The following is a 26,690-nucleotide window of genomic DNA, read 5'->3' as shown; positions in this document are numbered from 1 at the left end:
CGCGGGCGTACGCGGCACGAAGCAACACGTCCGCCACGGCACGCTCATCGAAGCACATCAGCATCGGAGGTCCACCGTGCGTGACCACACCGTCGTCGTCGGTTTCGGCACGAAGGGCCGGTCGGCGATCCGGGCCGTCTGCTCGAGCGGGCTGAAGAAGGACCAGGTCGTCGTCGTCGACCCGAGCGCGGCCGTGGTCGAAGCGGCGACGGCCGAGGGCTACGAGGGGATCGTCGGCGACGCGACGCGCGGTGAGGTGCTGCGGCGGGCCGAGGTGCAGCGGGCGGGGCGGATCATCATCGCCACCCAGCGCGACGACACGGCCGTCCTCGTGGCGCTCACGGCCCGGCAGCTCAACGGCCGGGCGAAGATCGTGGCCGCGGTGCGCGAGGAGGAGAACGCCCCGCTGCTGCGGCAGTCCGGTGCCGACGAGGTCATCACCAGCGCCGGTGCGGCCGGCCGGTTGCTGGGCCTGTCCGTGCTCAGTCCCGCGGCCGGCCGGGTCATGGAGGACCTGATCCAACAGGGCGCCGGGCTCGACCTGGTCGAACGGCCCGTCACCAAGGCCGAGGTGGGCCGCGGCCCGCGCGAGACCGACGACCTGGTGGTGAGCGTCGTACGGGGGCACCGCAACCTCGGGTACGACGATCCGGCCATCGGGGTCCTGGAGCCGACCGACCGATTGATCACGATCGTCCGGGTCGCGCCGGACGGCACCCGGGAGACGCCCGGCGGGTCCGGCGTCCCGCCGCTTCCCCCGGCCTGAACGCCCTCTTCCCCTTCCGGCCCCGCCCGGCCGCGGTGTGCGTCGCGGCACGGGGACGCGGCCGGAGTAGCGTCACTCTCATGCATGCGATCACGATTCCTGAAGCAGGCGGACCCGACGTGCTGGTGTGGGCCGAGGTCCCCGATCCGGTACCCGGCGAGGGCGAGGTCCTGGTCGAGGTGGTGGCCAGCGCCGTCAACCGCGCCGACATCATGCAACGGCAGGGCTTCTACAACCCGCCGCCGGGGGCGTCGCCCTACCCCGGTCTGGAGTGCTCCGGCCGGGTCGCCGCGATCGGCGCCGGCGTCTCCGGCTGGAAGGTCGGCGACGAGGTGTGCGCGCTGCTCGCGGGCGGCGGCTACGCCGAGAAGGTCGTCGTCCCGGCCGGTCAGCTGCTGCCCGTGCCCGAGGGCGTCGATCTCCGGCAGGCGGCGGCGCTGCCCGAGGTGGTCTGCACGGTCTGGTCGAACGTCTTCATGATCGCCCACCTCCGTCCGAGCGAGACGCTGCTCGTGCACGGCGGTTCCAGCGGCATCGGCACCATGGCGATCCAGCTCGCCAGGGCCGTCGGCGCCAGGGTCGCGGTCACCGCCGGCACCAAGGAGAAGCTGGAGAACTGCGCGGAGCTCGGGGCGGACGTCCTGATCAACTACCGGGAGCAGGACTTCGTCGCCGAGATCCGGCAGGCCACCGACGGCGCGGGTGCCGACGTGATCCTCGACAACATGGGCGCCAAGTACCTGGACCGCAACGTCCAGGCGCTCGCCGTCAACGGCCGGCTCGCGATCATCGGCCTCCAGGGCGGTGCCAAGGGCGAGCTGGACATCGCCACGCTGCTCGGCAAGCGCGCCGCGATCAGCGCGACCTCGCTGCGGGCCCGTCCGCTGTCCGAGAAGACCGCCATCGTGGCGGCCGTCCGCGAACACGTCTGGCCGCTGTTCGGCACCGGCCGCGTACGCCCCGTGGTGGATCGCGAGATCCCGATGCACGAGGCGGCCGACGCCCACCGGGTCCTGGAGGAGAGCGGCCACATCGGAAAGGTCCTGCTGATCGCCCCGCAGGGCTAGGTTTCTGCGCCCGGATCGGGACGTTCGGACCGATCCGGGCGGCGGGCCCTAACCGCGCCGCAGGCGCAGGCCCAGGAAGGCGAGGCCGAAGCCGAGGCCGATCAGGACCAGTCCGCTGCCCAGGGGCAGGATCTGCAGGACGGGCTCGGCCGAGCTCTGGGGACGTGCGACGGTCTGGCGGCCGGGCTCGTCGGTGGGCGTGGCGGGCGCCAGACCGTCCTGGCCCGGCGTCCGGGTGGCCTGGCCGGCGTCCGTGCCGTCGGTGTCGCTCCGGCTGTCCTCGTCCGCGTTCTCGCGCGGGTCCGTGCCGTCCGGATCGGCCGGATCCTCGTCCGTGCCCTCCCCCTGGACCTGCGTCGCGACGTCCTCCTGCCGCCCGGGCCGCTGCCGTCCCTCCCCCGCCAGGCTGCCGGCCCGGTCGGGTTCGGTGGGCGACGCGGAGGCGGAGGCGGACGCGGAGGCCGAGAGCGAGGCGGAAGCCGACGCGGCGGGCGACGTGGCCCCGGACTCGGTCTTCGACGCGGACACGGCCGTCTTGGACGCGGAGGGGGAAGGGGACGGAACCGCGGGCGCGGAGGAACTCGGGGCGGGCGAGGTCCCGTAGGACCCGACGACGGGTACCCCGTACGCCGGTCCGGCCCCCACGGGGACCCCGTACGCCGGACCGGCCCCGACGGAGATCCCGCCGGACAGGCCCAGCAGCCCGCACGCGCTCAGCGTGCACAACACGTACCGCCATGGAGTCACGTCGGTGACCCCCTCCCGGTGCCCAGTCGTTCAGCTTGCCAAGATCAGGACAATCAGCGTCACACGGGGGAGCGATCCCGGCATTCCGGGTTCCGCCGAGGGAGGGAGATGATGAGCTGTGCGGGTGCGAGAGAATGGCGGCATGGAGATGCCGAGCAACGAAGGGTCGCCGGAGAACGCCCAGAGAATCCTGGTCGTGGGCCAGGACGGCATGGCACTCGGTGGCATGGACGCGGACGACGAATCGCGTGAGATTCCGGTCACGGAGATGGTGGAGCAGCCCGCGAAGGTCATGCGCATCGGCAGCATGATCAAGCAGCTGCTCGAGGAGGTGCGTGCGGCTCCCCTGGACGAGGCGAGCCGGGTCCGGCTCAAGGAGATCCACGCGAGTTCGGTGAAGGAGCTGGAGGACGGCCTCGCTCCGGAGCTGGTCGAGGAGCTGGAGCGGCTCTCGCTGCCGTTCGCGGACGAGGCGACTCCGAGCGACGCGGAACTGCGTATCGCGCAGGCCCAGCTGGTCGGCTGGCTGGAGGGCCTCTTCCACGGCATCCAGACCACGCTGTTCGCCCAGCAGATGGCGGCACGCGCCCAGCTGGAGCAGATGCGCCGCGCCCTCCCGCCGGGCGTGGCCCACGAGGGCGGCATCGAGGACCCCCGCGCGGGCGGCCGCTCGGGCGGTCCGTACCTGTAGGACCCGGGCGGGCCGTACCCGCGCGGGCAGGACCCAGGCAGCGAACAACTCGGACCAGAAGGGGCCCGGCGAACACCGCCGGGCCCCTTCCTCATGCCATGGACGCGGCTCAGGGGGACGACGGGTTCCCCGAGGACACGTTGAGCTGGATCGTCACGTCCCTCGGGTCGACGTCCGTACCGGCCGCCGGGAACTGGTCGATGACCGCGCCCTGGCCGTAGGTGTTCTCGTCGACGTCCTTGGTGTCGATCTGCCAGCCCGCGGCCTGGGCGCAGGCCTTCACCGACCGGATGTACTTGAACCGGAAGTCCGGGAGCCGGATCTTGTCCGGGTTGTCGTACGACTCGCTCGGCTCGGTGCATTCGGTCGTCTCGACCGTCTTCGAGGTGTCCGGGCCGCGATAGCCCTCCGCCTTGCGGTCACTCGTGGCGGCAGGCGTGGTGCTCGGGCCGCCGCCTTGTCCGCCGTTGCCACCCCCGCCGTTCAGCGACAGGGCCACGATCAGGCCGCCCACCGCGACGAGGGAGACGACGATCGAGCCGATCACCACCCGCCTGTTGCCCCTGCCGCCGCCCGCGGACGCGGAGGTGGCCGTGGTCGGCGGGGTGAGGTGGTACGGCGGTGGCGTCGACTGGCCGTGCTGCGGGCTGTACGCGGTCGGCCCCGGCGTCGCGTACCCACCCGGGTGCCCCTGGTGCGTCTGCTGCGGGTAGCCGTAGGCGGGCGAGGACGGAGCCGGGGTGCCGTAGGCGGGCGCGGGCGGTGTCGGGTTGTCGTACGGACCTCGGGGTGTCGGCTGGTACGGCGTCTGTACCGGGCCCGTCGGCGCCGGAGCCGACTGGTCGACCGGCGGGAAGACCGCGGAGCCGACGCCCGCGCCGCTCGACGTGTGGGCACCGGGCACGATGTTCGGGGTGGCCGGCTGGAAGGAGGCCGCCACCCGCAGGCACTCGTCCCGCATGGCGACGGCGGTCGGGAAACGCTCGTTCGGGTTCTTCTTCAGCGCGCGGGCGATCAGCGCGTCCACCGCGGGCGGCAGCGCGCGGTTGATCGAGGACGCGGCCACCGGCTGCTCCTGCACATGCGCGTAGGCGATCGCCAGCGGCGAGTCCGCCTCGAACGGCAGCCGCCCGGTGACCAGCTGGAACAGCATGATGCCGACCGAGTAGAGGTCGCTGCGCGCGTCCACGCCCCGGCCCAGGGCCTGCTCGGGGGAGAGGTACTGCGGGGTGCCGACGACCATGCCGGTCTGCGTCATGGAGGTGACGCCGGACTGCATGGCGCGGGCGATGCCGAAGTCCATCACCTTGACGACGCCGCGCTTGGTCATCATCACGTTGCCCGGCTTGATGTCGCGGTGGACCAGCCCCATCTCGTGGCTGATCTCCAGTGCGGCGAGCACGTCCGCGGTGATCTTCAGGGCCTTGTCGGCGGGCATCGCGCCCAGCGCCCGTACGTCGTCGTCGAGGACCGAGCCGAGCGGGCGGCCTTCGACGTACTCCATGACGATGTACGGCGTCGTCGTGCCGTCGACGTCGTCCTCGCCGGTGTCGAAGACGGAGACGATGTTGGTGTGGGTGAGCTTGGCCACGGCCTGGGCCTCGCGGCGGAACCGCTCGCGGAAGGCCTGCTCCCGGCCCAGCTCGGTGTGCAGGGTCTTGACCGCCACCTGGCGGTCGAGCACGGCGTCGTAGGCCAGGTGCACCGAGGCCATGCCGCCCTCGCCGAGCACGTCGCGCAGCTGATAGCGGCCGCCGGCGAGGGCCCGCCCCGCATACCGGCCGTACGCCCCGTCCTGACTCATGTCCGCTGTCCCCCATAGCCGTCACGGCCTTCACGGCCGTCAGGCGCCGTGACCTTCGTTGATCGAATGTCCCACTCCCGGCCAAGTCTGCCGGAGGGCACTGACACGTCAAGCTCGGTGCCCGATCCGTGACCGTACGCGAAAGAAGCGTCGCGCAAGCGTTACAGGTGCCCTACCGCCGGTACACACAATTTGCACGACAGTCCGTGCCAGGGCTTCGACGACCGGCCCGTCCGGCGTCGGTCGCGGGGGTCGCCCCGGATCGGAGGCTTGCGCGGAGGCTGTAGCGTGGCCGACGGAGACCGTGACAACACCGCGCGCACCGCGGGCAGAAACGACGGCGAGGACTGATGGCACAGCAGCGCGCTCAGGGCCCGTCCGACCCCGAGGCGACTGGCGGCGGAATGTCAGATGCGCCGGAAGCGTGGGGTAACGGCGGGCTGGTAGGGGACGGCCGGTACCGGCTGACCCACAGACTCGGCCGGGGCGGCATGGCCGAGGTGTTCGCGGCCGAGGACGTACGTCTCGGGCGCACCGTCGCCGTCAAGCTGCTGCGTGCCGACCTGGCCGAGGACCCCGTGTCCAAGGCCCGCTTCACGCGCGAGGCCCAGTCGGTGGCCGGACTGAACCACCACGCGATCGTCGCCGTGTACGACTCCGGCGAGGACGTCGTGGGCGGCCAGTCGGTGCCGTACATCGTGATGGAGCTGGTCGAGGGCCGCACCATCCGCGATCTGCTGCTCAACGCCGAGGCCCCGGGGCCCGAGCAGGCCCTGATCATCGTCTCCGGTGTCCTGGAGGCGCTCGCCTACTCGCACCAGCACGGCATCGTGCACCGTGACATCAAGCCGGCGAACGTGATCATCACCCACAACGGCGCCGTGAAGGTGATGGACTTCGGCATCGCCCGCGCCCTGCACGGGGCGTCGACGACGATGACGCAGACCGGCATGGTCATGGGCACCCCGCAGTACCTCTCCCCCGAGCAGGCCCTCGGCAAGGCGGTGGACTACCGCTCCGACCTGTACGCGACGGGCTGCCTGCTGTACGAACTGCTCGCGCTGCGGCCCCCCTTCACCGGTGAGACCCCGCTGTCGGTGGTCTACCAGCACGTCCAGGACATTCCGACGCCGCCGTCCGAGGCCGCCGCGGTCTCGCCGCCGGAGCTCGACGGACTCGTCATGCGGTCGCTCGCCAAGGACCCCGACGACCGGTTCCAGACGGCCGAGGAGATGCGCGGCCTGGTCCAGTACGGCCTGCAGATGCTGTACGACCAGGGCAGCCACACAGGCACCTGGAACACCGGCCCCGTGCAGACCCACGACACTCGCCGCGCCGCGCCCGCCGGGTTCGCGAGCACGACCGCGCTGCCGCACTCCGGCGCCGGCACCACGCAGATCCCGCAGCCGATCCTGCCCTCCGGGTACGGCGGCGGTGACGACGGCGGTTTCGAGGGGCACGGCAACCGGGGCAGTGGCCGCGGCAAGCTGTGGATCCTCGCGGTCCTCGCGGTGATCGCCATCGCGGCGGGCGTCGCCCTGGCGCTGAACAACGGCGGCGGTGGCGGTGGCGGCTCCGGCACCACCGAGTCACCGGCCACCTCGCACTCCGCCACGGACGAGCAGACCAGCGAGAGCCCGAGCGACGAGGCCACCGACGAGACGACGGACACCTCGACGGACGACAGCGGCCAGGGATCGGGGTCGGAGTACACCCCGTCGTCCACGCCGTCGTTCTCACCGTCCGAGATCCCCACCAAGCCCTCGTACGAGCCGACCGACGAGCCGACCAGCGGGGACCCGTCGAACGAGCCGTCGAACTCGGCGTCGGTGCCGTCCGCCTCGACGGACCCGACCGACGACGGCGGGGACGACGGCGGTCTCACGGACGGAGTGGTGGGCGGTCCCTGACGGCCCCGGCCGGCCCGACGTCACCAGCACGCGCGCGTGGACCCGTGGACCGGGCACCACGCGCGCGTGGCGTTTCACCGCCTCGCCCCGGCCTGGCCTGGCGGCCGGGGGCCCTCACCCCGCGAACGCCTCGCACACCGCGTCGTACTCCCGCGTCCACCACACCGCGAGCGCGGAGGCCGCGGGGAACTGGGGATCCGCGCGGGTGTCGCCGCGCTCGTAGTGCCAGCGCAGCATCCAGAAGTCGTTCAGACGCTCCCACCAGACGCGATGCACCGCGGCCGCGAGCTCTAAGGGCGTCGCCCCGGCCGCGCGCCGGTACGCGCGCGCGTACGCCCGCACCTTCGGCAGGTCGAGGACGCCGACGGGGCGCACGAAGAAGATCGCGGCGGCGCGTACGGCCTCCTCGGCGCGTGGCTGCACGCCCAGCCGGTCCCAGTCGACGATCGCCGCCGGGGCGTCGCCCTTGTAGAGCAGGTTGAACGGGTGGAAGTCGCCGTGCACCCAGCCGACCGAGGCCCCGCGCGGGGGCCGCCGGTCCGCGTGCCGTTCCAGCAGGGCACGGCGTTCGAGCAGCCGGTGGCGGGCCAGTTCGTCGAAGGAGTCGGCGGGGCGGTGCCGGCGGACCCGGGCGAGCAGGTCGTCGATCAGGGCGAACGTGGAGTCCGGATCGGCGCTCTCCACGGGGTGGGGGCTCGTGGCGGGGCGGGTGCGCCCCTTGGGGGGCATCACGCGCTCCAGACAGGCGTGCACGGCGCCCAGGAGGGCGCCCAGGCGGGCGCACTGCCCGGGGGTGAGCTGGCCGCCGTGACGGTGGCGGCCGTCGATCCACGGGTGCAGGGCGTAGGCGTGGCCGCCCACGACGGCGACGGTGCGGCCGTCGCGGCCGGTCAGCGGCGGCGCCACGGGTACGCCTAGGGCGGCCAGCCGCTGGGTGGCCCGGTGCCGGCGTTCGATCGCGGCGGGGTCGGCGGTGTCGGGGTCGAAGTGGTGCTTGAGGAAGTAGCGGCCGCGTGTGGTGCACAGGCGGTAACCGCGGTTCAGCAGCCCCTGGTCGACGGGCCGACAGGCGAGGGGGGATCCGGCGGCGTACTGGCGGAGCAGGGCGCTCAACGGGGGCGCGTAGGGCGCGGGGGGTGGTACGGAAGGGCGCGGCACGCGGCAGATGCTAGGGCACCGGACGGGCCCGTGAGCTGGGCGTTGTCACAGTAAGTCATGGATAGTCGCTAGTGGTCACATAGTGTGCTCGAAGTGGCGCGGAGGACCGTAGACGGGGAAGTGAACCGTCACCGACTACGAACCGTCACCGCCGTCGAACCGCCACCCGCTACGAACCGTCACCAGCTATGAACCGTCACCAGCTGAGGGATCACGCACAGATAGACCGGCTCGTACGGTTCGCCGTCCACGAGGTCCGGTGGGGGGCCGAAGAGGTCGCGCTCGGCGGCGGTCGGCTCGATCGCCGCGCACACGCCGACGACCTGGACGGACCACCGTCCCGCCGCACCGGCCGCCCCCGCCGCGACCGGGCCGGCCCGGTCCACCGCGCCGACCGCTCCGTCCGCTCCGTACGCGACGATCTGTCCGGCGCATGCGCGGTGGTAGCCGTGGCCGCCGTGCAGGCGCACCAGCAGGCGTCCGTCGGCGACGACGTGCCGGGTGGTGGCCAGGAAGGGCAGCGCGCGCAGGCTCGCCGCCACCCGGCCGTAGGGGCTGCGGCCGAGCAGGGCGAGGGCGCGCTCCACGTCGGTCGGCATGTCTCCACTGTCCGCGAACGAGAAGCGCGCTCCTAGAGGCTGCGGCCCCGAAGGGGAAGGACGAAAGTCCTCTGATCGGAACACCTGAGTTCGCGAGAAGTGCTTCTCAGCGGTTCTCGGCCTGCATGCGCGCCACATAGGCGGCCGCCTGGGAACGCCGCTGCATACCGAGCTTGGACAGCAGACCCGAGACGTAATTCTTGATCGTCTTCTCGGCGAGGTGCAGCCGTTCGCCGATCTGCCGGTTGGTGAGACCCTCGCCGATCAGGTCGAGGATCCGTCGCTCCTGCTCGGTGAGGTGGGCGAGCCGGTCGTCGGACCGGGCGCGGACGCCCTCGCGCAGCCGCTCCAGCACGCGCGCGGTGGCCACCGGGTCGAGCAGCGACTTTCCGGCGGCGACGTCCCGGACGGCGGTCAGCAGCTCATTGCCCCGGATGGCCTTCAGGACGTAGCCGGAGGCGCCCGCCATGATCGCGTCGAAGAGGGCCTCGTCGTCCGCGAACGAGGTGAGCATCAGACACCTGACCGAGTCGTCCCGGGAGCGCACCTCCCGGCACACCTCCACGCCGCTGCCGTCCGGCAGACGTACGTCGAGCACCGCCACATCGGGACGCGTGGCCGGAATCCGCGCCAGTGCCTCGGCCGCCGTACCGGCCTCGCCGACCACCTCGATGTCGTCCTCCACGGAGAGCATCTCGTGGACGCCCCGACGTACGATCTCGTGGTCGTCGAGAAGGAAAACCCGGATTTTTCCTGTTTCGCGCACTGGATCAGTTTCCCACATCAGCTCTTCCCGTGACCTGGGTGACCGGGATAACGTGCCGTTGCTCCGGCCTCCTGCAAGGCTGTGACCAGCAGCCTTCCCGTCCTTTCCGATTTACTTGGAAATCCAAGCAAAATCGCAGGTCAGGAGGGGTTTCACAGAAATGTGGAGCACTGGGTAACGTGACTGTTGCAGGGCGCTCGCCGGGGCACCTGTCACGCCTGTTCCCGGTCGAGTGGCACCCACCCCGTGCACGGGTACCGGAACAGGTGAGCCGCACTGGCCTACCGGCAACCCCGGGGGCCGGACCGACGGAGGAGCACACGTGACCGTGGAGAGCACTGCCGCGCGCAAACCGCGACGCAGCGCCGGTACCAAGCGCGCCAGCGCCAGCAAGACGTCGGGCACCTCGGGTGCCGGGCCCGAACTCGTCCAGTTGCTGACGCCCGAGGGCAAGCGCGTCAAGAACGCCGAGTACGACAAGTACGTAGCCGATGTGACGCCGGACGAGCTTCGCGGTCTGTACCGCGACATGGTGCTCACCCGGCGCTTCGACGCCGAGGCCACCGCCCTGCAACGCCAGGGCGAGCTGGGCCTGTGGGCCTCGCTGCTCGGCCAGGAGGCCGCCCAGATCGGCTCCGGCCGGGCCCTGCGCGACGACGACTACGTCTTCCCGACCTACCGCGAGCACGGCGTCGCCTGGTGCCGCGGGGTCGACCCGACCAACCTGCTCGGCATGTTCCGCGGTGTGAACAACGGTGGCTGGGACCCGAACAGCAACAACTTCCACCTCTACACGATCGTCATCGGCTCCCAGACGCTGCACGCCACGGGCTACGCGATGGGCGTGGCCATGGACGGCGCGGACAGCGCGGTGATCGCGTACTTCGGTGACGGCGCCTCCAGCCAGGGCGATGTCGCGGAGTCCTTCACCTTCTCCGCGGTCTACAACGCCCCGGTCGTGTTCTTCTGCCAGAACAACCAGTGGGCGATCTCCGAGCCGACCGAGAAGCAGACCCGGGTGCCGCTCTACCAGCGCGCCCAGGGCTACGGCTTCCCGGGCGTGCGCGTCGACGGCAACGACGTCCTGGCCTGCCTCGCGGTCACCAAGTGGGCGCTGGAGCGGGCCCGCAGCGGCGACGGCCCGACGCTGGTCGAGGCGTACACGTACCGCATGGGAGCGCACACCACCTCGGACGACCCGACCAAGTACCGGGCCGACGAGGAGCGCGAGGCGTGGGAGGCGAAGGACCCGATCCTGCGGCTGCGCGCGCACCTGGAGTCCGCACACCACGCGGACGAGGCATTCTTCGCGGAACTCGAAGCGGAGAGCGAGACGTTGGGCAGGCGAGTGCGCGAAGCGGTCCGCGCCATGCCCGACCCGGACCACTTCGCCATCTTCGAGAACGTGTACGCGGACGGGCACGCGCTCGTCGACGAGGAACGGGCCCAGTTCGCCGCCTACCAGGCGTCGTTCGCGGACGCAGAAGGGGGCAAGTGACATGGCGGAGACCGTGACGTCCACCAGCATGGCGATCGCCAAGGCGATCAACGAGTCGCTGCGCCGCGCCCTGGAGTCCGACCCCAAGGTCCTCATCATGGGCGAGGACGTCGGCAAGCTCGGCGGTGTCTTCCGGGTGACCGACGGCCTGCAGAAGGACTTCGGCGAGAGCCGCGTCATCGACACCCCGCTCGCGGAGTCCGGCATCGTCGGCACGGCCATCGGCCTCGCCCTGCGCGGCTACCGCCCGGTGGTGGAGATCCAGTTCGACGGCTTCGTCTTCCCGGCGTACGACCAGATCGTCACGCAGCTCGCGAAGATGCACGCCCGCTCGCTGGGCAAGGTCAAGCTCCCGGTCGTCGTGCGGATCCCGTACGGCGGCGGCATCGGCGCGGTCGAGCACCACTCCGAGTCCCCCGAGGCGCTGTTCGCGCACGTGTCAGGCCTGAAGATCGTCTCCCCGTCGAACCCGGCCGACGCCTACTGGATGATGCAGCAGGCGATCCAGAGCGACGACCCGGTGATCTTCTTCGAGCCCAAGCGGCGCTACTGGGACAAGGGCGAGGTGAACACCGAGGCGATCCCCGGCCCGCTGCACAAGGCCCGCGTGGTCCGCGAGGGCACCGACCTCACCCTCGCCGCCTACGGCCCGATGGTGAAGCTCTGCCAGGAGGTCGCCGACGCGGCCGCCGAGGAGGGCAGGTCCCTGGAGATCCTGGACCTGCGCTCGGTCTCCCCGCTGGACTTCGACTCGATCCAGACGTCGGTGGAGAAGACCCGCCGGCTGGTCGTCGTCCACGAGGCGCCGGTGTTCTTCGGCTCGGGCGCGGAGATCGCCGCCCGCATCACGGAGCGCTGCTTCTACCACCTGGAGGCCCCGGTGCTCAGGGTCGGCGGCTACCACGCCCCGTACCCGCCCGCCCGCCTGGAGGAGGAGTACCTGCCGGGCCTGGACCGGGTACTCGACGCCGTCGACCGTGCCCTGGCGTACTGAGGAGAGGGTCGTGACGACGATGACCGAAGCGTCCGTGCGTGAGTTCAAGATGCCCGACGTGGGCGAGGGACTCACCGAGGCCGAGATCCTCAAGTGGTACGTCCAGCCCGGGGACACGGTGACCGACGGCCAGGTGGTGTGCGAGGTCGAGACCGCCAAGGCGGCCGTCGAACTCCCCATCCCCTACGACGGAGTGGTCCGCGAGCTGCGCTTTTCCGAGGGCACCACGGTGGACGTGGGCACCGCGATCATCACGGTGGACGTCGCGGGCGGTGCCGCGCCCGCCGAGGAGGCCGCGCCCGCCGCGCCGCGGCAGGAGGAGCCGCGCGACGAGCCGAAGGCACCGGCCCGCCAGCCGGTCCTCGTCGGCTACGGCGTGGCCACGTCCTCCACCAAACGCCGCCCCCGCAAGGGCGCGGAGATCCCGGCGCAGGAGGCGTCGGCGGCGATCCAGGGCGAGCTGAACGGCCATGGCGGTCCGGCCGCCACGCCCGCCACCGTGGAACAGCGTCCGCTGGCGAAGCCTCCGGTGCGCAAGCTGGCGAAGGACCTGGGCGTGGACCTGGCGCGGGTGGTGGCGTCCGGCCCGGACGGCATCATCACGCGTGAGGACGTGCACGCGGCGGCGGCTCCCGTACAGCCGGCGCCCCTGCCGGTGGCCGCTCCGGCTCCGGTCCCGGCTCCCGCGCAGAGTCCGGCGCCGGTCGCGGCATACGACGGCGCGCGCGAGACCCGTATCCCGGTCAAGGGTGTCCGCAAGGCCACCGCCCAGGCCATGATCGGTTCGGCGTTCACCGCGCCGCACGTCACGGAGTTCGTGACGGTCGACGTGACGCGCACGATGCGGCTCGTCGAGGAGCTGAAGCAGGACAAGGACATGCAGGGTCTGCGGGTCAACCCGCTCCTGCTGATCGCCAAGGCCCTGCTGGTCGCCATCAAGCGCAACCCGGACGTCAACGCGTCCTGGGACGAGGCCAACCAGGAGATCGTCCAGAAGCACTACGTCAACCTGGGCATCGCGGCGGCGACCCCGCGCGGTCTGATCGTGCCCAACATCAAGGACGCGCACACCAGGACGCTGCCGCAGCTCGCCGAGGCGCTGGGCGAACTGGTGTCGACGGCGCGCGAGGGCAGGACCTCGCCGACGGCGATGCAGGGCGGCACGGTGACGATCACCAACGTCGGCGTCTTCGGCGTCGACACCGGCACGCCGATCCTCAACCCCGGTGAGTCGGCGATCCTCGCGATCGGCGCGATCAAGCTCCAGCCGTGGGTCCACAAGGGCAAGGTGAAGCCCCGTCAGGTCACCACGCTGGCGCTGAGCTTCGACCACCGTCTCGTCGACGGGGAGCTGGGCTCGAAGGTGCTGGCGGACGTGGCGGCGATCCTGGAGCAGCCGAAGAAGCTCATCACCTGGGCGTGAGAACCATCGCGCCCGGATAGGCTCACAGGCTCATGACGGAAGGGGCCGGCCGCAAGGTTGTCTTGCGGCCGGCCCCTTCCGTCTTTCCCGCTGTCTCTTCGTCCGCCTTTCCGGCACCGGTCAGGGGCGGTTGAGCACGTAGATCGGCGCCCCGTCCTCGGTGCCGCCCCGGGAGTGGATGCAGGCGTGCTTGCGCAGCATGCGCAGGCACTCGTTGACCCGGTGCACGGACAGCCCCGTACGGGCCGCGATGACGTCGAGCGGCTGGGACAGTTCACCGGTCTCGACCAGCATCGGGACGATGACCACCGCCACCGCCCACACGTCCGATGTCACGGACAGCCGCTGCCGCCAGTCGGCCAGCACGGACTCCGTGGTCGGGTCCGTGACCGGGTCCGTGGGGGAGACGGCGGCGGGCGCCGGACGGTCCAGGGCGAGGACGTCCAGCCGGTCGGCGATGCGTTCCATGGCCCGGACCATGGCCCGTTGCAGGGCGAGCGACTCGTGCTGGGCGACGGCGAGTTGCTCGTCCGCCTGGAGGTTGCGCTCCTCGAGCCGGACGATCGCCTCGGCGACCTGCTCCGGCATGGCGTACGCGATCGCGGCGCCCGGGGCGGCCGGCTGCACTTCGGCCTTCTCCAGGGCGTACGACCCCTCCCGCTGGACGGTCTCGATCACTTCGGCGCACCACTGCTTGAAGGGCGCGCAGGCGGGCTTGGTGCAGCCGTTCACGAGCAGGATCAGACCCTGGAGGTCGATCATCTGTAAGTCTCGGCGCCAGCTCCGACCTGCGGGAATGCTGAGACTGTGACTTCCAGTCACTGTCTCGAGATTGTCTCGATGCGCATCCGGGACATGGTCGAGGAGCGCTTTGTGAGGGGTGGTGTACCCCAGTTTCTTGCAGACGTCCACGGCCGGGAACCAGTGGCTTCCGTCCGTCATGGTCAGCCTTCGCACACGGTCTCCCGTGGCCGCGTACACGAAGTCTCCGACGTCGATCGCGTCGTACTGCTCGCCCGTGTCGGGCTGCTTGCTTGGTTCGGTCATGTGAACCACCTCCGCTGCGGAACGTAGGGCGGAGGAAATCGAATATGCCAGCCGGCGCAATGATGTTCACCATTGCGAGTGAAACGGGGCTGGGCTGCGAGGAAGGCGGGCCGGGACGTGAAGGAGGCGGCCCCGGACACACCGAAGGGGACGCGCCGCTGGGAGCGGCGGGTCCCCTTCAGGGTGTGTCGTGCGGGTCAGGCCAGGCGCGCGAAGCCGTAGTTGAGGAGCTTCGTCGCGTCCGTGGCGCGCTGCGTCGCGTTCGTGTCGGCGAGCACCGTGCCGATGACGGTCTTGCCGCCCCGGGTCGCGGCGAAGACGAGGCAGTACTTCGCCTCGGCGCCGGAGCCGGTCTTGACGCCGATGGCGCCGCTGTAGCTGCTGAGCAGGGTGTTCGTGTTGGTCCAGGCCGCCATGGTGCGGGTGCTGCCGGTCCTGGTGATGGTCTTCGCCTTGTACGACTTGGTCTTGACGACCGTGCGGAACGTGGCGTTCTTCATCGCGCTGCTGGCGAGCTTCGTCAGGTCCTTCGCCGTCGAGTAGTTGGCGCCGTTGCCGATGCCGTCGAACGAGTCGAAGTGGGTCCTCGTCATGCCGAGGCTCTTCGCGGTGCTGTTCATCTTGCCGAGGAACGACTTCACGCGCGCGGCCCGCGTCGAACCGCTGCCGTACTTGTCGGCCAGCGCGTACGCGGCGTCGCAGCCGGACGGCAGCATCAGCCCGTAGAGCAGCTGACGGACGGTGACCTTGTCGCCGACGATCAGGTGGGCGGACGAGGCGCCCTTGGCGACGATGTAGTCGCTGTACGCCTTCTGGATGGTGACCTTGGTGTCCAGGTTCAGGTTCGCCTGGGAGAGCACGACCTTCGCGGTCATGATCTTCGTGGTGGAGCCGGTGGACAGCTTGGTGTCCATGCCCTTGTTGTAGAGCTGCGCGCCGTTCGCGTTGTTCATCACATAGCCGGTCTTGGCCACGATGGTGGGCGCGGTGACCGCCTGCGCGGGTCCCGCGGTGAGGGCTCCGGTGGCCAGCACAGCGCCGGTGGTGACGGCGACGGCTGCGGCGCGGCGGAGGCGAATGCCCTTAATGCCCTTTATCAACTGAGATACCCCGAATACGTTGAATGCCCCTGGTGTGCGGCTGAGTTGTGGGGGAAAGCTAATGCAGCCGCATGTGTGTGACACGTAAGTAGCACAGATGGTTGCGCGGATGCCGTGAGAGATTTTCCGTACGGGTGAAACGGTGCGGGTGGGCGCTCCGTCGCCGTCCGCATGCTGGAACGAACCCCTCATGGGTACGTGTTGTATCTATCCTGTGGCCATGAGTCTGGCCGTGAAACCACCTGCCGCTGCCGACCGTGTCTACACACACGTCAAACAGGCCGTACTGGAGCGTCGTTACGAGGGCGGGATCCTGCTCACGGAGGGCGAGCTCGCCGACGCCGTCGGGGTCTCGCGGACGCCGGTGCGCGAGGCGCTGCTGCGGCTGGAGGTCGAGGGGCTGATCAAGCTCTACCCGAAGAAGGGCGCGCTGGTCCTGCCCGTCTCCGCGCAGGAGATCGCGGATGTGGTGGAGACCCGGCTGCTGGTCGAGGAGCACGCGGCCCGCAAGGCGGTGCCCGCCCCGGCCGGACTCGTCGAACGGCTGGAGGAACTCCTCGCCCGGCAGAAGGAGCAGGCGGCCGCCGGCGACCTGTCCGCCGCCGCCGTCACCGACCGACAATTCCACGCCGAGATCGTCCGCAGCGGCGGCAACGAGATCCTCTCCCGTCTCTACGACCAGCTCCGCGACCGCCAGTTGCGGATGGGGGTGGCGGTGATGCACTCCCATCCCGACCGGATCGCCAAGACCCTCGCCGAGCACGAGGAGATCCTCGGCGCGCTGCGCGCGGGCGACGCGGAGGCGGCCGTCGCCGTCGTCCACCGGCACGTCGGCTGGTTCTCCCACCTGGCCCGGGGTGAGGTCCGATGAGCGGCGGCGCCAAGACGGCGACCGCCCTCCCCGGCGACCCGCCCGGCGGCCGCCGGGCCGTCGCCGTCTGGTCCATCGGCGTCTCGGTCTACTTCGTCGCCGTCATCTTCCGTACGTCCCTCGGGGTGGCCGGACTCGACGCCGCCGACCGCTTCCACGTGGGCGCCTCGGCCCTGTCCACCTTCTCCATCCTCCAACTGCTGGTGTACGCGGGCATGCAGATACCCGTGGGACTCCTGGTGGACCGGCTCGGTACCAAGAAGGTGCTGACCATCGGGGTCGTCCTGTTCACGGCCGGCCAGCTGGGCTTCGCGTTCTCCCCGTCGTACGGCACGGCGCTCGCGTCGCGGGCGCTGCTCGGCTGCGGTGACGCGATGACGTTCATCAGCGTGCTGCGGCTCGGCACGCGCTGGTTCCCGGCACGGCGCGGCCCGCTGGTCGCGCAGCTCGCCGGTCTGGCCGGCATGGCGGGCAACCTGGTGTCGACGCTGGTGCTGGCCCGGCTGCTGCACAGCGTCGGCTGGACGGCGGCGTTCGCGGGCAGCTCGTTCGCCGGGGTCGTGGTGCTCGTCCTGCTGCTGCTGTTCCTCAAGGACCATCCCGAGGGGAGCGAGCCGGAGCCGTTCCCGCACCAGGGCGCGGCCTACGTCCGCCGTCAGATCGCCGCGTCCTGGCGGGAGCCCGGGACCCGACTGGGGCTGTGGGTGCACTTCACCACCCAGTTCCCTGCGATGGTGTTCCTGCTGCTGTGGGGGATGCCGTTCCTGGTCGAGGCACAGGGCCTCGACCGGTCCACGGCCGGGGAACTGCTCACCCTGGTCGTGCTGTGCAACATGGTGGTCGGCCTGGTCTACGGCCAGATCGTGGCCCGGCATCACGAGGCCCGGCTGCCGCTGGCGCTGGGGACGGTGGGGGCGACCGCCACGATCTGGGCGGTGACGCTCGCGTGGCCCGGGGCGCGGGCACCGATGTGGCTGCTGATCGTGCTGTGCGCGGTGCTGGGCGCGTGCGGGCCCGCGTCGATGCTCGGCTTCGACTTCGCGCGGCCCGCGAATCCGCCGGAGCGGCAGGGGACCGCGTCCGGCATCACGAACATGGGGGGTTTCATCGCCTCGATGACGACCCTGTTCGCGGTGGGCGTGCTGCTGGACGCCACCGGGGACGACTACAGCGTCGCCTTCTCCGCCGTGTTCGTCCTTCAGGCTCTCGGGATCAGCCAGATCCTGCGGCTGCGCAAGCGGGCGGCCCGGCGGGAACGCGAGCGGCTCGTGGCGTCCCGGGTGGAGACGGTGCACGTTCCGGCCTGAGCCGGCCGACGTCTCGGCCCACCCGGGCCACGCGACCACCGCGAAGCAGCCGCCGCGTCACAGCGAAGCAGCCACCGCGAGGCAGCTACCGCACCACCACGAAGCAGCTACCGCGAAGGCGGCTACCGCGTCACCGCGGAGCAGCCACCGCGAAGTGCTACCGCGTCACCGTGAAGTTGCGCAGGATCGCGCCCGTGAGTTCGGGATCCCCCTCCGCCTTCACCCGGTCGCTGACCGCCTCCGCCGTCACCCGGCCGCAGGCCAGGCGGACGTAGGTCTCCCAGTCGAGGGTGAGAGTGGCCGCGGGGCCGAGGGCGGGAGCCGTCTCCAGGGTGCCTCGGCCCTGGATGTCGACGCGGATCGTGCGCAGGAACTCGACCGGGCCGTGGACGTCGAAGACCACCGCCGAACTGCGCGGCGCCTGCGCCTTCCCGGCCACGACCTCGGGGAGTTCGCCGAGCAGGACGTCGCGGGCGATGTGCGCGCCGGGGGAGTCGAGGTTGCCCGGACGGCCGAGAGCGGCACGGAGGTCCTGCTCGTGCGCCCACACCATGAACGCGTGGGTGCGCATGGACTCCTCCAGGGTGACCTCGGTGCTGAGGTGGCCGCGTACCTTCGTGCCGGGGTCGCGGGACTCGTTGCGCAGCTGGCGGTTGCGGCGGATGACCGTGTACTCCAGCTCCGACGTCATCTCCGGTGCCGTGTGGTGGCGGCGGACGTCGACCTGCATCTCCATGTACCGCTGGTGCTCATTGGTGACGTGGTAGAGGTCGCGCGGGAGGGTGTGGATGGGGCGCGGGTCGCCCAGCATCTCGCAGTCGAGCCCGATGACGTGGGAGACGATGTCGCGGATCGACCAGCCGGGGCACGGGGTCCGCCGGTTCCACTCGCCCTCCACAAGCGGCTGTACCAGCTCGGATATCGCTTCGATGGAGTGGGTCCAGGCGTCGGCGTAGGGCTGGAGGGTGGGATGCAGACTCACGGAACGGGACCCCTCGGCGGTCGGTACACGGGTGGATTGCGGCGGCTTTGCCAGCGGGAGGTGGCTGTCGGCGGGTGTCTTGGAACGCTAAGTTACGCTGCTGTGAGGCACCCCGGCAGTGCTTTCGTGTGACGATCGTAGGCCCGTGTGGACGACTCGAATGCCAGGACGGTGGTAGTGTGCGCGCCTCTTTGATCCAGATCACCGTGGACGAGGGCGAATCGGTCGAATCCCGCCGGGCCCGCGCGGCCGCTCTGGTACGGGATCAAGCCGGTGTCGCCGACCTCGTGATGCTGCCCGAGCTGTGGACGACGGGAGCCTTCGCCTACGAGCGGTTCGCCGCCGAGGCGGAGCCGCTCGAAGGGCCGACCTACGAGGCGATGGCGAAGGCCGCGAGCGATGCCGGTGTGTGGCTGCACGCCGGTTCGATTCCGGAGCGTGACCCGCTGGGGCCGCTGTACAACACCTCACTCCTCTTCTCCCCCTCCGGCGACCTGGCCGCCGCCTATCGCAAGATCCACCGCTTCGGCTTCGACCAGGGCGAGGCGGTGCTGATGGGCGCGGGCACGGAACTCGTGACGGCGCGGCTGCCCGGGACCACGGCCGGTCTCGCCACCTGCTACGACCTCCGTTTCCCCGAACTCTTCCGCGGGCTCGTCGACGCCGGCGCCGAGCTCCTCCTGCTCCCGGCCGGCTGGCCGGAGCGCCGGCGCGCGCACTGGACGCTGCTGGCCCGGGCGCGGGCGGTGGAGAACCAGGCGTTCGTCCTCGCGTGTGGAACCGCCGGGACGCATGCGCTGGTTCCGCAGGCGGGTCACTCGATCGTGGTCGACCCGTGGGGCGAGGTCCTCGCGGAGGCGGGTCCCGACGAGGAGATCCTCACCGTGGAGTTCGACCCCGCCGAGGTCGCCACGACCCGGGAGAAGTTCCCCGCGCTCAAGGACCGCGTACTGGGCCTCCCGACCCCCCGCCGCTGAGGAGCCGGGGCAGCCCCGCCACCGAGCGGAATGCCGAGGAGCGGCGCCTCCGCTCAGTCCTCGTCCCCCTCTTTCTCCTTCTCCCTCTCCTTCTCCGCCAGGTGGATCACGCACACCCCCACCGCGATCAGCAGCGCCGGATCCGCGTCCTCCCGTACGACGTCGACGCCGTACGTCTCACGCACGTGCAGCCACCGCCGGGAGACGACGGCCAGCAGTTCGCCGTCGTACTCGACGGCGAACTCGCGGTCCAGGATCTTGCCGCTGACGTCCAGCTCCGTGCCGTCCACGAGCGTCACCCGGTGGTGGTTGCGCAGCAGCGACAGCCGCTTGCGTCGGATCGTCGCGAGCGGCTCGCCGTCCCGTTCGATCACCATCGTGTCCCGCAGCGTGAACATCTTCCGGTGGATGTCGACGAGGACCCGGCCGCGGGTGTCCTTCAGCTCGAAGGTGTCGCGCACCCGCATCGCCTTGCCGTCGACGAGGAACACCTTGTTGCCGCGGTCGTCCTCGATCCAGTAGTCGTCGCCGAAGCCGAGCAGCCGGTCGCGCACGAGGAATCTCATGCCGTACCGCTTCCCCACGGGCCGCACGGAGACGCCCGCCGCTAGGCCGACCGACTGAGCCGACCGGCACACCGCGCCCGTGATGCATGCTTGATGCATGAACGACTCCGCGCCCCGACGTGCCCGTGTCCGTGCCCCCGAGCTGATCGGCAAGGGCGGCTGGCTGAACACGGGTGACCACCAGTACACCCTCGCCGACCTGCGAGGCCGCGTTGTCATCCTGGATTTTTGGACCTTTTGCTGCATCAACTGCCTCCATGTCCTCGACGAGCTGCGGGAGCTGGAGGAGAAGCACCGGGACACCGTGGTGATCATCGGCGTGCACTCGCCGAAGTTCGTGCACGAGGCAGAGCACCAGGCGGTGGTGGACGCGGTGGAGCGGTACGGCGTGGAGCACCCCGTGCTCGACGACCCGGAACTCGCCACCTGGAAGCAGTACGCGGTGCGGGCGTGGCCGACGCTCGTGGTGATCGACCCCGAGGGGTACGTCGTCGCGCAGCACGCCGGTGAGGGGCACGCGCACGCCATCGCGCGGCTGGTCGAGGAGCTGGAGGCGGAGCACGAGGCGAAGGGCACCCTGCGGCGCGGCGACGGCCCGTACGTGGCGCCGGAGCCCGAGCCGACGGTGCTGCGCTTCCCCGGCAAGGCGCTGCTGCTGCCGTCCGGGACGTTCCTGGTGAGCGACACGACCCGGCACCAGCTGGTGGAGCTGGCCGAGGACGGCGAGACGGTCGTACGGCGGATCGGGTCCGGCGCGCGCGGGTTCGCGGACGGTACGGCGCGGGCGGCGGCCTTCAACGAGCCGCAGGGTCTGGCGCTGCTGGACGGGGACGTGATCGTCGCGGACACCGTCAACCACGCCCTGCGGCGGCTGGACCTGTCCACCGGTGAGGTGACGACCCTGGCCGGAACCGGCCGCCAGTGGTGGCAGGGCTCGCCCACCTCGGGACCGGCCCGTGAGGTCGACCTGTCCTCGCCTTGGGACGTGGCCGTGTTCGGCGGCAGGGTGTGGATCGCGATGGCGGGTGTGCACCAGCTGTGGGCGTACGACCCCGCCACCGGGACCGTCTCCGTCACCGCCGGGACGACCAACGAGGGGCTCGTCGACGGGCCGGGCGCCGAGGCCTGGTTCGCCCAGCCCTCCGGGCTGGAGGCCACCCCCGAGCGCCTCTGGATCGCCGACTCCGAGACGTCCGCGCTGCGCTGGGTCGACCTCGACGGCGCCGTCCACACCGCCGTGGGCACCGGCCTGTTCGACTTCGGGCACCGGGACGGAGCCGCTGAGCAGGCCCTGTTCCAGCACCCGCTGGGCGTGACCGCGCTGCCCGACGGATCGGTCGCGGTCTCCGACACCTACAACCACGCGCTGCGCCGCTACGACCCCGCGACCGGCGAGGTGACCACGCTGGCCACGGATCTGCGGGAGCCGAGCGACGCCGTGCTGGTCGGCGGGGACATCGTGGTCGTCGAGTCGGCCCGGCACCGGCTGACCCGGCTGCGGCTGCCGGAGGAGGCGGTACGGGTGGAGTCCGTCGCCCACCGCACCCAGCGCGCGGCGACCGAGGTGGGGCCCGGGAAGCTGCGGCTCGACGTGATCTTCCAGGCGCCGGCGGGCCAGAAGCTGGACACCCGCTACGGCCCGTCCACCCGCCTGCTGGTCTCCTCCACCCCGCCCGGACTGCTGCTGGCGGGGGAGGGCGCGGACACGGACCTCTCCCGCACCCTTGAGCTCGACCCGGCGGTCGGGGAGGGCGTCCTGCACGTGTCCGCGATGGCCGCGTCCTGCGACGACGACCCGGCGAACGAGTATCCGGCCTGTCACGTCCACCAGCAGGACTGGGGCGTCCCGGTCCGCCTCACCGAGGGCGGGGCGAACCGGCTGCCGCTGGTCCTGGCGGGCATGGACGAAGAAGGGGAAGCGGGAGAAGGGGAAGAGGAGACGGCGGCGTCGGACGTCTGATGTGACATGTGGTGGCCGTGGCCGTGGTGATGCGACGGCCGCGGCCGGGGCGCGGGCTCCGACGGAGCCACCCCGGCCGCGGCCGTCACGGCCGCTCCCGCAGCCGCGCCTCCGTCGTGGAGGGGCGCGTCAGACGCCGTATCCGTCGGAGTAGCCGTCCCGACGCGGGTGCCGCTCCCCCTCGACGACGGTCGTCGTCGTGGGCGGTACGACGACCCGCCGGCGCTTGGCGATACCGCTGAACGTCGCCACGCCGATCAGTCCGACGAGCATGAGGATGATCCCGACCAGGTCGAGGTTGACCCCCTCCATGTGCCAGTCGGTCGCGAACGTGAGAATGGCTCCCACGGCGATGAGGATGATGCATCCGCCGAGGCCCATGAGTGTCGCCTCCCTGTCCGGACCGGTCGATCCGGCCCCGTGGGTGCGGGTACCCCGGCGGACAACACCCATGCCATGGGCGCTCGTTGCTATCCCTCCAGGAACGCCAGCAGCGCGTTCGCCAGCAGGTGCGGGTCGTCCGCGCCGCACAACTCCCGCGCGCTGTGCATCGACAGGATGGCCACGCCGATGTCGACGGTCCGGATGCCGTGGCGGGCCGCGGTGATCGGCCCGATGGTCGTGCCGCACGGCATGGAGTTGTTGGAGACGAAGGACTGGAAGGGCACGCCCGCCTTCTCGCAGGCGGCGGCGAACACCGCGCGGCCCGTACCGTCCGTCGCGTAGCGGTTGTTGACGTTGACCTTGAGGATGGGGCCGCCGTTGACGCGCGGGTGATGCGTCGGGTCGTGCCGCTCCGCGTAGTTGGGGTGGACCGCGTGCCCCGTGTCGGAGGACAGGCAGACGGTGCCGGCGAAGGCGCGGGCCCGGTCCTCGTAGGACCCTCCGCGCGCGAACACCGAACGCTCCAGCACGCTGCCCAGCAGCGGGCCGTCCGCGCCCGTGTCGGACTGCGAGCCGTTCTCCTCGTGGTCGAAGGCGGCGAGGACGGGGATGTGCGGCAGGTCCTCCGTGGCCGCCGCGGCCGCCAGCGCCGCCGTACCGGCGTGCACCGACAGCAGGTTGTCCATCCGGGGGCCGGCCAGCAGCTCCTCGTGCCGGCCCAGGTAGGCGGGCGGCTCCACCGAGTGCACCATCAGGTCCCAGCCGGTCACCTCGCCCGCCGCGAGCCCCGACTCCTCCTCCAGGAAGGCGATCAGGTCGCCGTCGCGGACGTCGTCGCCCAGGCCCCAGATGGGCTGGAGGTGGCGCTGCTTGTCGAGCTTGAGGCCCTCGGAGTTGACCGCGCGGTCGAGGTGGATGGCGAGCTGCGGCACGCGCAGCAGCGGCCGGGCGATGTCGACCAGGCGCGTCGAACCGTCCCGCAGCGTCAGCCGGCCCGCCAGGCCCAGGTCGCGGTCGAGCCAGGAGTTCAGCAGCGGCCCGCCGTAGATCTCCACCGCCACCTGCCGCCAGCCGTGCGCGCCGGTGTCGGGCAGCGGCTTGACCCGCAGGTTGGGCGAGTCGGTGTGGGCGCCGATGATCCGGAAGGGGGTGTGCGGTGCGGCGCCCTCGGGGACGAACCAGGCCACGATCGCACCGCCGCGCAGCACGTACTTGCCGCCGCTCGTCCCGTCCCAGGCGTCCGTCTCCGAGACCTGGCGGAAACCGGCCTTCTCCAGCCGCTCGGCGGCGTTCGCCACCGCGTGGTACGGCGACGGGCCGGCCGTCAGGAAGGACATGAGGTCGTCGGTGTGGCCGCGGTCGAAGCGGGAGGGTTCGCTCATGGGGTTCACCTTAACGACGTACGAGGGCCCGCTCCCCATCACTGGGAGCGGGCCCTCGTAAGGGCTGTGTGGAGGCTGTTTCCGGGTTGCCCGCTACCGCCGGGAAGCGGCGGGAAGCGACGGAAACGGACTAGAAGGCGTCCTCGTCCAGCTCCATCAGGTCCAGGTCGACGTCGGAGGCCACCTTGCGGGCCAGGGTGACGCCAGGCAGGACGTTGGCCGCGAAGAACTTCGCCGCCGCGATCTTGCCGGTGTAGAAGGCCTTGTCCTTGCTGGACGCCGTCTGGAGCTTCTCGGCGGCGACGGCCGCGCCCTTGAGCAGCAGATAGCCGACGATCACGTCACCGGAGGCGAGCAGCAGGCGGGTGGTGTTGAGGCCCACCTTGTAGATGTTCTTGACGTCCTGCTCGGTCGAGGCGAGGTCGGTCAGCATCAGGCCGACGATGGCCTCCAGCTCGACGGCCGCCTTGGCGAGGTGCTCGCGGGCTCCCGCCAGGTTCTCGCCGCCGGTGCCGAGCTCCAGGAACTTCTTGATGTCCTCGGCGAGGGAGTTCAGCGCCGCGCCCTGGTTGCGGACGATCTTCCGGAAGAAGAAGTCCTGGCCCTGGATCGCGGTGGTGCCCTCGTAGAGGGTGTCGATCTTGGCGTCGCGGATGTACTGCTCGATCGGGTACTCCTGGAGGAACCCGGAGCCGCCGAACGTCTGGAGCGACTGGGCGAGCTGCTCGTAGCCCTTCTCGGAGCCGTAGCCCTTGACGATCGGCAGGAGCAGGTCGTTGAGCGCGTGCTCGGTGGAGGCGTCCTCGCCGCCCGCCTCCTTGACCGCGATCGCGTCCTGGACGGAGGCGGTGTACAGCACCAGCGCGCGCATGCCCTCCGCGTACGCCTTCTGCGTCATCAGCGAGCGGCGCACGTCCGGGTGGTGGGTGATGCTGACCTTCGGCGCGGCCTTGTCCATGAAGTTCGCCAGGTCGGGGCCCTGGACGCGCTCCTTGGCGTACTCCAGGGCGTTGAGGTAGCCCGTCGACAGGGTCGAGATGGCCTTCGTGCCGACCATCATCCGCGCGAACTCGATGATGCGGAACATCTGGCGGATGCCGTCGTGCTTGTCGCCGATCAGCCAGCCCTTGGCGGGGTGGCGGTCGCCGAAGGTCATCTCGCAGGTGTTGGAGGCCTTCAGGCCCATCTTGTGCTCGACGTTGGTGGCGTAGACGCCGTTGCGCTCGCCGAGCTCGCCGGTCTCGAAGTCGAAGAGGTACTTCGGGACGAGGAAGAGGGACAGGCCCTTGGTGCCGGGACCGGCGCCCTCCGGCCGGGCGAGGACGTAGTGGAGGATGTTCTCCTCCATGTCGTGCTCACCGGAGGTGATGAACCGCTTCACGCCCTCGATGTGCCAGGAGCCGTCCTCCTGCTGGACCGCCTTGGTGCGTCCGGCGCCGACGTCCGAGCCGGCGTCCGGCTCGGTCAGCACCATGGTGGAGCCCCAGGTCCGCTCGACGGCGAGCCGCGCGATCCGCTTCTGCTCCTCGGTGCCCTCGTCGAAGAGGATGCCGGCGAAGGCCGGGCCGGAGCAGTACATCCACACGGCCGGGTTCGCGCCGAGGATCAGTTCGGCGTACGACCAGATCAGGGACGGCGGGGCGGTGGTGCCGCCGATCTCCTCGGGCAGGCCCAGCCGCCAGTACTCCGACTCCATGAAGGCCTTGTAGCTCTTCTTGAAGGACGCCGGGACCGGAGCGGTGTTCGTCTCCGGGTCGAAGACCGGCGGGTTGCGGTCGGCGTCCGCGAAGGACTCCGCCAGCTCGTTCTCCGCGAGGCGGGTCAGCTCTTCGAGGACGCTCTTCGCGGTCTCGGTGTCCATCTCCTCGAACGGGCCGCTGCCGTACAGCTTGTCGCGGCCGAGCACCTCGAAGAGGTTGAACTCGATGTCGCGAAGATTCGACTTGTAGTGCCCCATGGCGACGGCTCCGTAGAGGGATCGGCGAGGCGGTGTCTCCTCGCGACTGTTTCACGTACCAACAAGTAGCTCCGATGATGCTACCCGTCGGTAATAAGAAGCAACCCCGATTGGGTCATCTGTGACTCGTTACTCTTTGGGGCATGTACGGCTACGACCAGAGCGCGGGTGCCCAGCAGGGGTACGCCACGCCGCAGCAGCAGATGCCCGGCGGTGTCGGCGGTTACGGCCAGCAGCCGCCGCTCTATCCGGAACCGTCCCCCCCGTCCCTGGCGGACGCCGTCCGGGCCTTCACCACCGGACAGCTCGCCGCGGAGGACTTCCAGCAGGTCTTCGCGACCTCGAAGGTCTACTGCCCGCGCGGTGACAACCCGGGTTTCCTCGCGCTGCACAACACCCAGCAGCCGGTGATCCCGATGTTCACCTCGCTCAAGGAGCTGCGGCGGTACGCGGGCAAGGAGTCCAAGTACTTCGTGATCACCGGCGCCGAGGTGATCGACCTGCTGCCGACCGGCTACGGCTTCGTCGTCGACATGGAGGGCGAGCACCGGATGGTCTTCGACGCGAAGGCCGTCGAGCAGATGGTCGAATTCGCGATGCGTCGCATGTACGGCTGACCGTCTCGCTGTCCACTGCCCGCCGTTGTCCCCGAGAGTGACCGACCTGGCCGCCCCAGCCGATGCGGCCGACCCGGCAGACCCGCCGACCGGCCTGCCGATCCGCCGACCGACCGA

23 protein-coding genes and 1 pseudogene are annotated in these 26,690 nt (G+C 70.8%); 12 read left to right on the top strand and 12 right to left on the bottom strand.

Going from position 1 to position 26,690, the window contains the following annotated elements; all coding sequences use genetic code 11:
* Positions 1-67 precede the first annotated feature (67 nt).
* Positions 68-766, top strand: a pseudogene (locus ACWCQK_RS06325) (potassium channel family protein); the annotation flags it as partial.
* Positions 767-846: 80 nt separating this feature from the next.
* Positions 847-1,833 (top strand): NAD(P)H-quinone oxidoreductase, encoded by a 987-nt coding sequence (locus tag ACWCQK_RS06320; protein WP_451152484.1) that lies wholly within the window; start codon positions 847-849, stop codon positions 1,831-1,833.
* A 48-nt stretch (positions 1,834-1,881) separates the two neighbouring features.
* Here ACWCQK_RS06320 and ACWCQK_RS06315 read toward each other — a convergent pair whose 3' ends face one another.
* A complete protein-coding gene (locus tag ACWCQK_RS06315) occupies positions 1,882-2,580 on the bottom strand; it encodes a hypothetical protein (protein WP_451152482.1) in 699 nt (232 codons plus the stop codon).
* 142 nt (positions 2,581-2,722) lie between these two features.
* Between ACWCQK_RS06315 and ACWCQK_RS06310 the strand changes: the two genes are divergently transcribed.
* The gene (locus ACWCQK_RS06310) at positions 2,723-3,271 is read left to right on the top strand and encodes a bacterial proteasome activator family protein (RefSeq protein WP_451152480.1); all 549 of its coding nucleotides are present in this window, start codon (positions 2,723-2,725) and stop codon (positions 3,269-3,271) included.
* A gap of 109 nt (positions 3,272-3,380) precedes the next feature.
* On the opposite strand, the gene ACWCQK_RS06305 is transcribed toward ACWCQK_RS06310, so the two are convergent.
* Positions 3,381-5,075: a protein kinase domain-containing protein gene (locus ACWCQK_RS06305; protein WP_451152478.1), complete on the bottom strand. Its 1,695-nt coding sequence runs from the start codon at positions 5,073-5,075 to the stop codon at positions 3,381-3,383.
* Positions 5,076-5,422: 347 nt separating this feature from the next.
* Between ACWCQK_RS06305 and ACWCQK_RS06300 the strand changes: the two genes are divergently transcribed.
* On the top strand, positions 5,423-6,985 hold the full coding sequence (locus tag ACWCQK_RS06300; RefSeq protein WP_451152970.1) for a protein kinase domain-containing protein: 1,563 nt from the start codon (positions 5,423-5,425) through the stop codon (positions 6,983-6,985).
* 114 nt (positions 6,986-7,099) lie between these two features.
* On the opposite strand, the gene ACWCQK_RS06295 is transcribed toward ACWCQK_RS06300, so the two are convergent.
* The 3 genes from ACWCQK_RS06295 to ACWCQK_RS06285 all read right to left on the bottom strand — a co-directional run bounded on the left by ACWCQK_RS06295 (position 7,100) and on the right by ACWCQK_RS06285 (position 9,508).
* Complete coding sequence (locus ACWCQK_RS06295; RefSeq protein WP_451152476.1) at positions 7,100-8,143, bottom strand: phosphotransferase; 1,044 nt, start codon at positions 8,141-8,143, stop codon at positions 7,100-7,102.
* 179 nt (positions 8,144-8,322) lie between these two features.
* Positions 8,323-8,742, bottom strand: coding sequence for a pyridoxamine 5'-phosphate oxidase family protein (locus tag ACWCQK_RS06290; RefSeq protein ID WP_451152474.1), 420 nt, complete (start codon positions 8,740-8,742; stop codon positions 8,323-8,325).
* Between the two features lie 106 nt (positions 8,743-8,848).
* The gene (locus tag ACWCQK_RS06285) at positions 8,849-9,508 is read right to left on the bottom strand and encodes a response regulator (RefSeq protein ID WP_451152472.1); all 660 of its coding nucleotides are present in this window, start codon (positions 9,506-9,508) and stop codon (positions 8,849-8,851) included.
* A gap of 322 nt (positions 9,509-9,830) precedes the next feature.
* On the opposite strand from ACWCQK_RS06285, the gene pdhA reads away from it, so the two are divergent.
* The 3 genes from pdhA to ACWCQK_RS06270 are packed head-to-tail and all read left to right on the top strand — an operon-like array spanning position 9,831 to position 13,423.
* Entirely contained in the window at positions 9,831-11,006 is a 1,176-nt protein-coding gene (pdhA, locus tag ACWCQK_RS06280; RefSeq protein ID WP_451152470.1) for a pyruvate dehydrogenase (acetyl-transferring) E1 component subunit alpha, read from the top strand.
* 1 nt (position 11,007) lies between these two features.
* Positions 11,008-12,000, top strand: coding sequence for an alpha-ketoacid dehydrogenase subunit beta (locus ACWCQK_RS06275; protein WP_451152468.1), 993 nt, complete (start codon positions 11,008-11,010; stop codon positions 11,998-12,000).
* A gap of 10 nt (positions 12,001-12,010) precedes the next feature.
* Entirely contained in the window at positions 12,011-13,423 is a 1,413-nt protein-coding gene (locus ACWCQK_RS06270; protein ID WP_451152466.1) for a dihydrolipoamide acetyltransferase family protein, read from the top strand.
* Positions 13,424-13,543: 120 nt separating this feature from the next.
* On the opposite strand, the gene ACWCQK_RS06265 is transcribed toward ACWCQK_RS06270, so the two are convergent.
* Both ACWCQK_RS06265 and ACWCQK_RS06260 read right to left on the bottom strand, forming a co-directional pair.
* On the bottom strand, positions 13,544-14,470 hold the full coding sequence (locus ACWCQK_RS06265) for a BRO-N domain-containing protein (protein WP_451152464.1): 927 nt from the start codon (positions 14,468-14,470) through the stop codon (positions 13,544-13,546).
* Between the two features lie 197 nt (positions 14,471-14,667).
* Complete coding sequence (locus ACWCQK_RS06260; RefSeq protein WP_451152462.1) at positions 14,668-15,570, bottom strand: D-alanyl-D-alanine carboxypeptidase family protein; 903 nt, start codon at positions 15,568-15,570, stop codon at positions 14,668-14,670.
* 220 nt (positions 15,571-15,790) lie between these two features.
* On the opposite strand from ACWCQK_RS06260, the gene ACWCQK_RS06255 reads away from it, so the two are divergent.
* Both ACWCQK_RS06255 and ACWCQK_RS06250 read left to right on the top strand, forming a co-directional pair.
* The gene (locus ACWCQK_RS06255; RefSeq protein WP_451152460.1) at positions 15,791-16,441 is read left to right on the top strand and encodes a GntR family transcriptional regulator; all 651 of its coding nucleotides are present in this window, start codon (positions 15,791-15,793) and stop codon (positions 16,439-16,441) included.
* Positions 16,438-17,748, top strand: coding sequence for an MFS transporter (locus tag ACWCQK_RS06250; RefSeq protein ID WP_451152458.1), 1,311 nt, complete (start codon positions 16,438-16,440; stop codon positions 17,746-17,748). Before ACWCQK_RS06255 ends, ACWCQK_RS06250 begins: the two co-directional genes overlap by 4 nt.
* Before the next feature lie 157 nt (positions 17,749-17,905).
* On the opposite strand, the gene ACWCQK_RS06245 is transcribed toward ACWCQK_RS06250, so the two are convergent.
* Positions 17,906-18,730, bottom strand: a complete 825-nt coding sequence (locus ACWCQK_RS06245) for a maleylpyruvate isomerase family mycothiol-dependent enzyme (RefSeq protein WP_451152456.1) — start codon at positions 18,728-18,730, stop codon at positions 17,906-17,908.
* 179 nt (positions 18,731-18,909) lie between these two features.
* Here ACWCQK_RS06245 and ACWCQK_RS06240 point away from each other — a divergent pair, with 179 nt between their 5' ends.
* Complete coding sequence (locus ACWCQK_RS06240; protein ID WP_451152454.1) at positions 18,910-19,707, top strand: carbon-nitrogen family hydrolase; 798 nt, start codon at positions 18,910-18,912, stop codon at positions 19,705-19,707.
* A gap of 53 nt (positions 19,708-19,760) precedes the next feature.
* Here ACWCQK_RS06240 and ACWCQK_RS06235 read toward each other — a convergent pair whose 3' ends face one another.
* Positions 19,761-20,273 carry an LURP-one-related/scramblase family protein gene (locus ACWCQK_RS06235; RefSeq protein WP_451152452.1) on the bottom strand — a complete coding sequence of 171 codons (513 nt, stop codon included), beginning with the start codon at positions 20,271-20,273 and terminating at the stop codon, positions 19,761-19,763.
* Between the two features lie 97 nt (positions 20,274-20,370).
* Here ACWCQK_RS06235 and ACWCQK_RS06230 point away from each other — a divergent pair, with 97 nt between their 5' ends.
* Positions 20,371-22,233, top strand: a complete 1,863-nt coding sequence (locus ACWCQK_RS06230; RefSeq protein WP_451152450.1) for a thioredoxin-like domain-containing protein — start codon at positions 20,371-20,373, stop codon at positions 22,231-22,233.
* A 129-nt stretch (positions 22,234-22,362) separates the two neighbouring features.
* Here the strand turns inward: ACWCQK_RS06230 and ACWCQK_RS06225 are convergent, their stop codons facing one another.
* The 3 genes from ACWCQK_RS06225 to ACWCQK_RS06215 form a co-directional block, all read right to left on the bottom strand.
* Positions 22,363-22,614, bottom strand: a complete 252-nt coding sequence (locus tag ACWCQK_RS06225; protein ID WP_451152448.1) for a DUF6458 family protein — start codon at positions 22,612-22,614, stop codon at positions 22,363-22,365.
* 89 nt (positions 22,615-22,703) lie between these two features.
* Positions 22,704-23,999 (bottom strand): M18 family aminopeptidase, encoded by a 1,296-nt coding sequence (locus ACWCQK_RS06220; RefSeq protein WP_451152446.1) that lies wholly within the window; start codon positions 23,997-23,999, stop codon positions 22,704-22,706.
* A gap of 130 nt (positions 24,000-24,129) precedes the next feature.
* Complete coding sequence (locus ACWCQK_RS06215) at positions 24,130-25,956, bottom strand: acyl-CoA dehydrogenase (RefSeq protein ID WP_451152444.1); 1,827 nt, start codon at positions 25,954-25,956, stop codon at positions 24,130-24,132.
* A 143-nt stretch (positions 25,957-26,099) separates the two neighbouring features.
* On the opposite strand from ACWCQK_RS06215, the gene ACWCQK_RS06210 reads away from it, so the two are divergent.
* Positions 26,100-26,573 carry an SseB family protein gene (locus ACWCQK_RS06210; RefSeq protein ID WP_451152442.1) on the top strand — a complete coding sequence of 158 codons (474 nt, stop codon included), beginning with the start codon at positions 26,100-26,102 and terminating at the stop codon, positions 26,571-26,573.
* Positions 26,574-26,690 lie beyond the last annotated feature (117 nt).

Source organism: Streptomyces sp. NPDC002306 (assembly GCF_053593435.1).
This window is presented reverse-complemented; position numbering and strand designations above follow the sequence as displayed.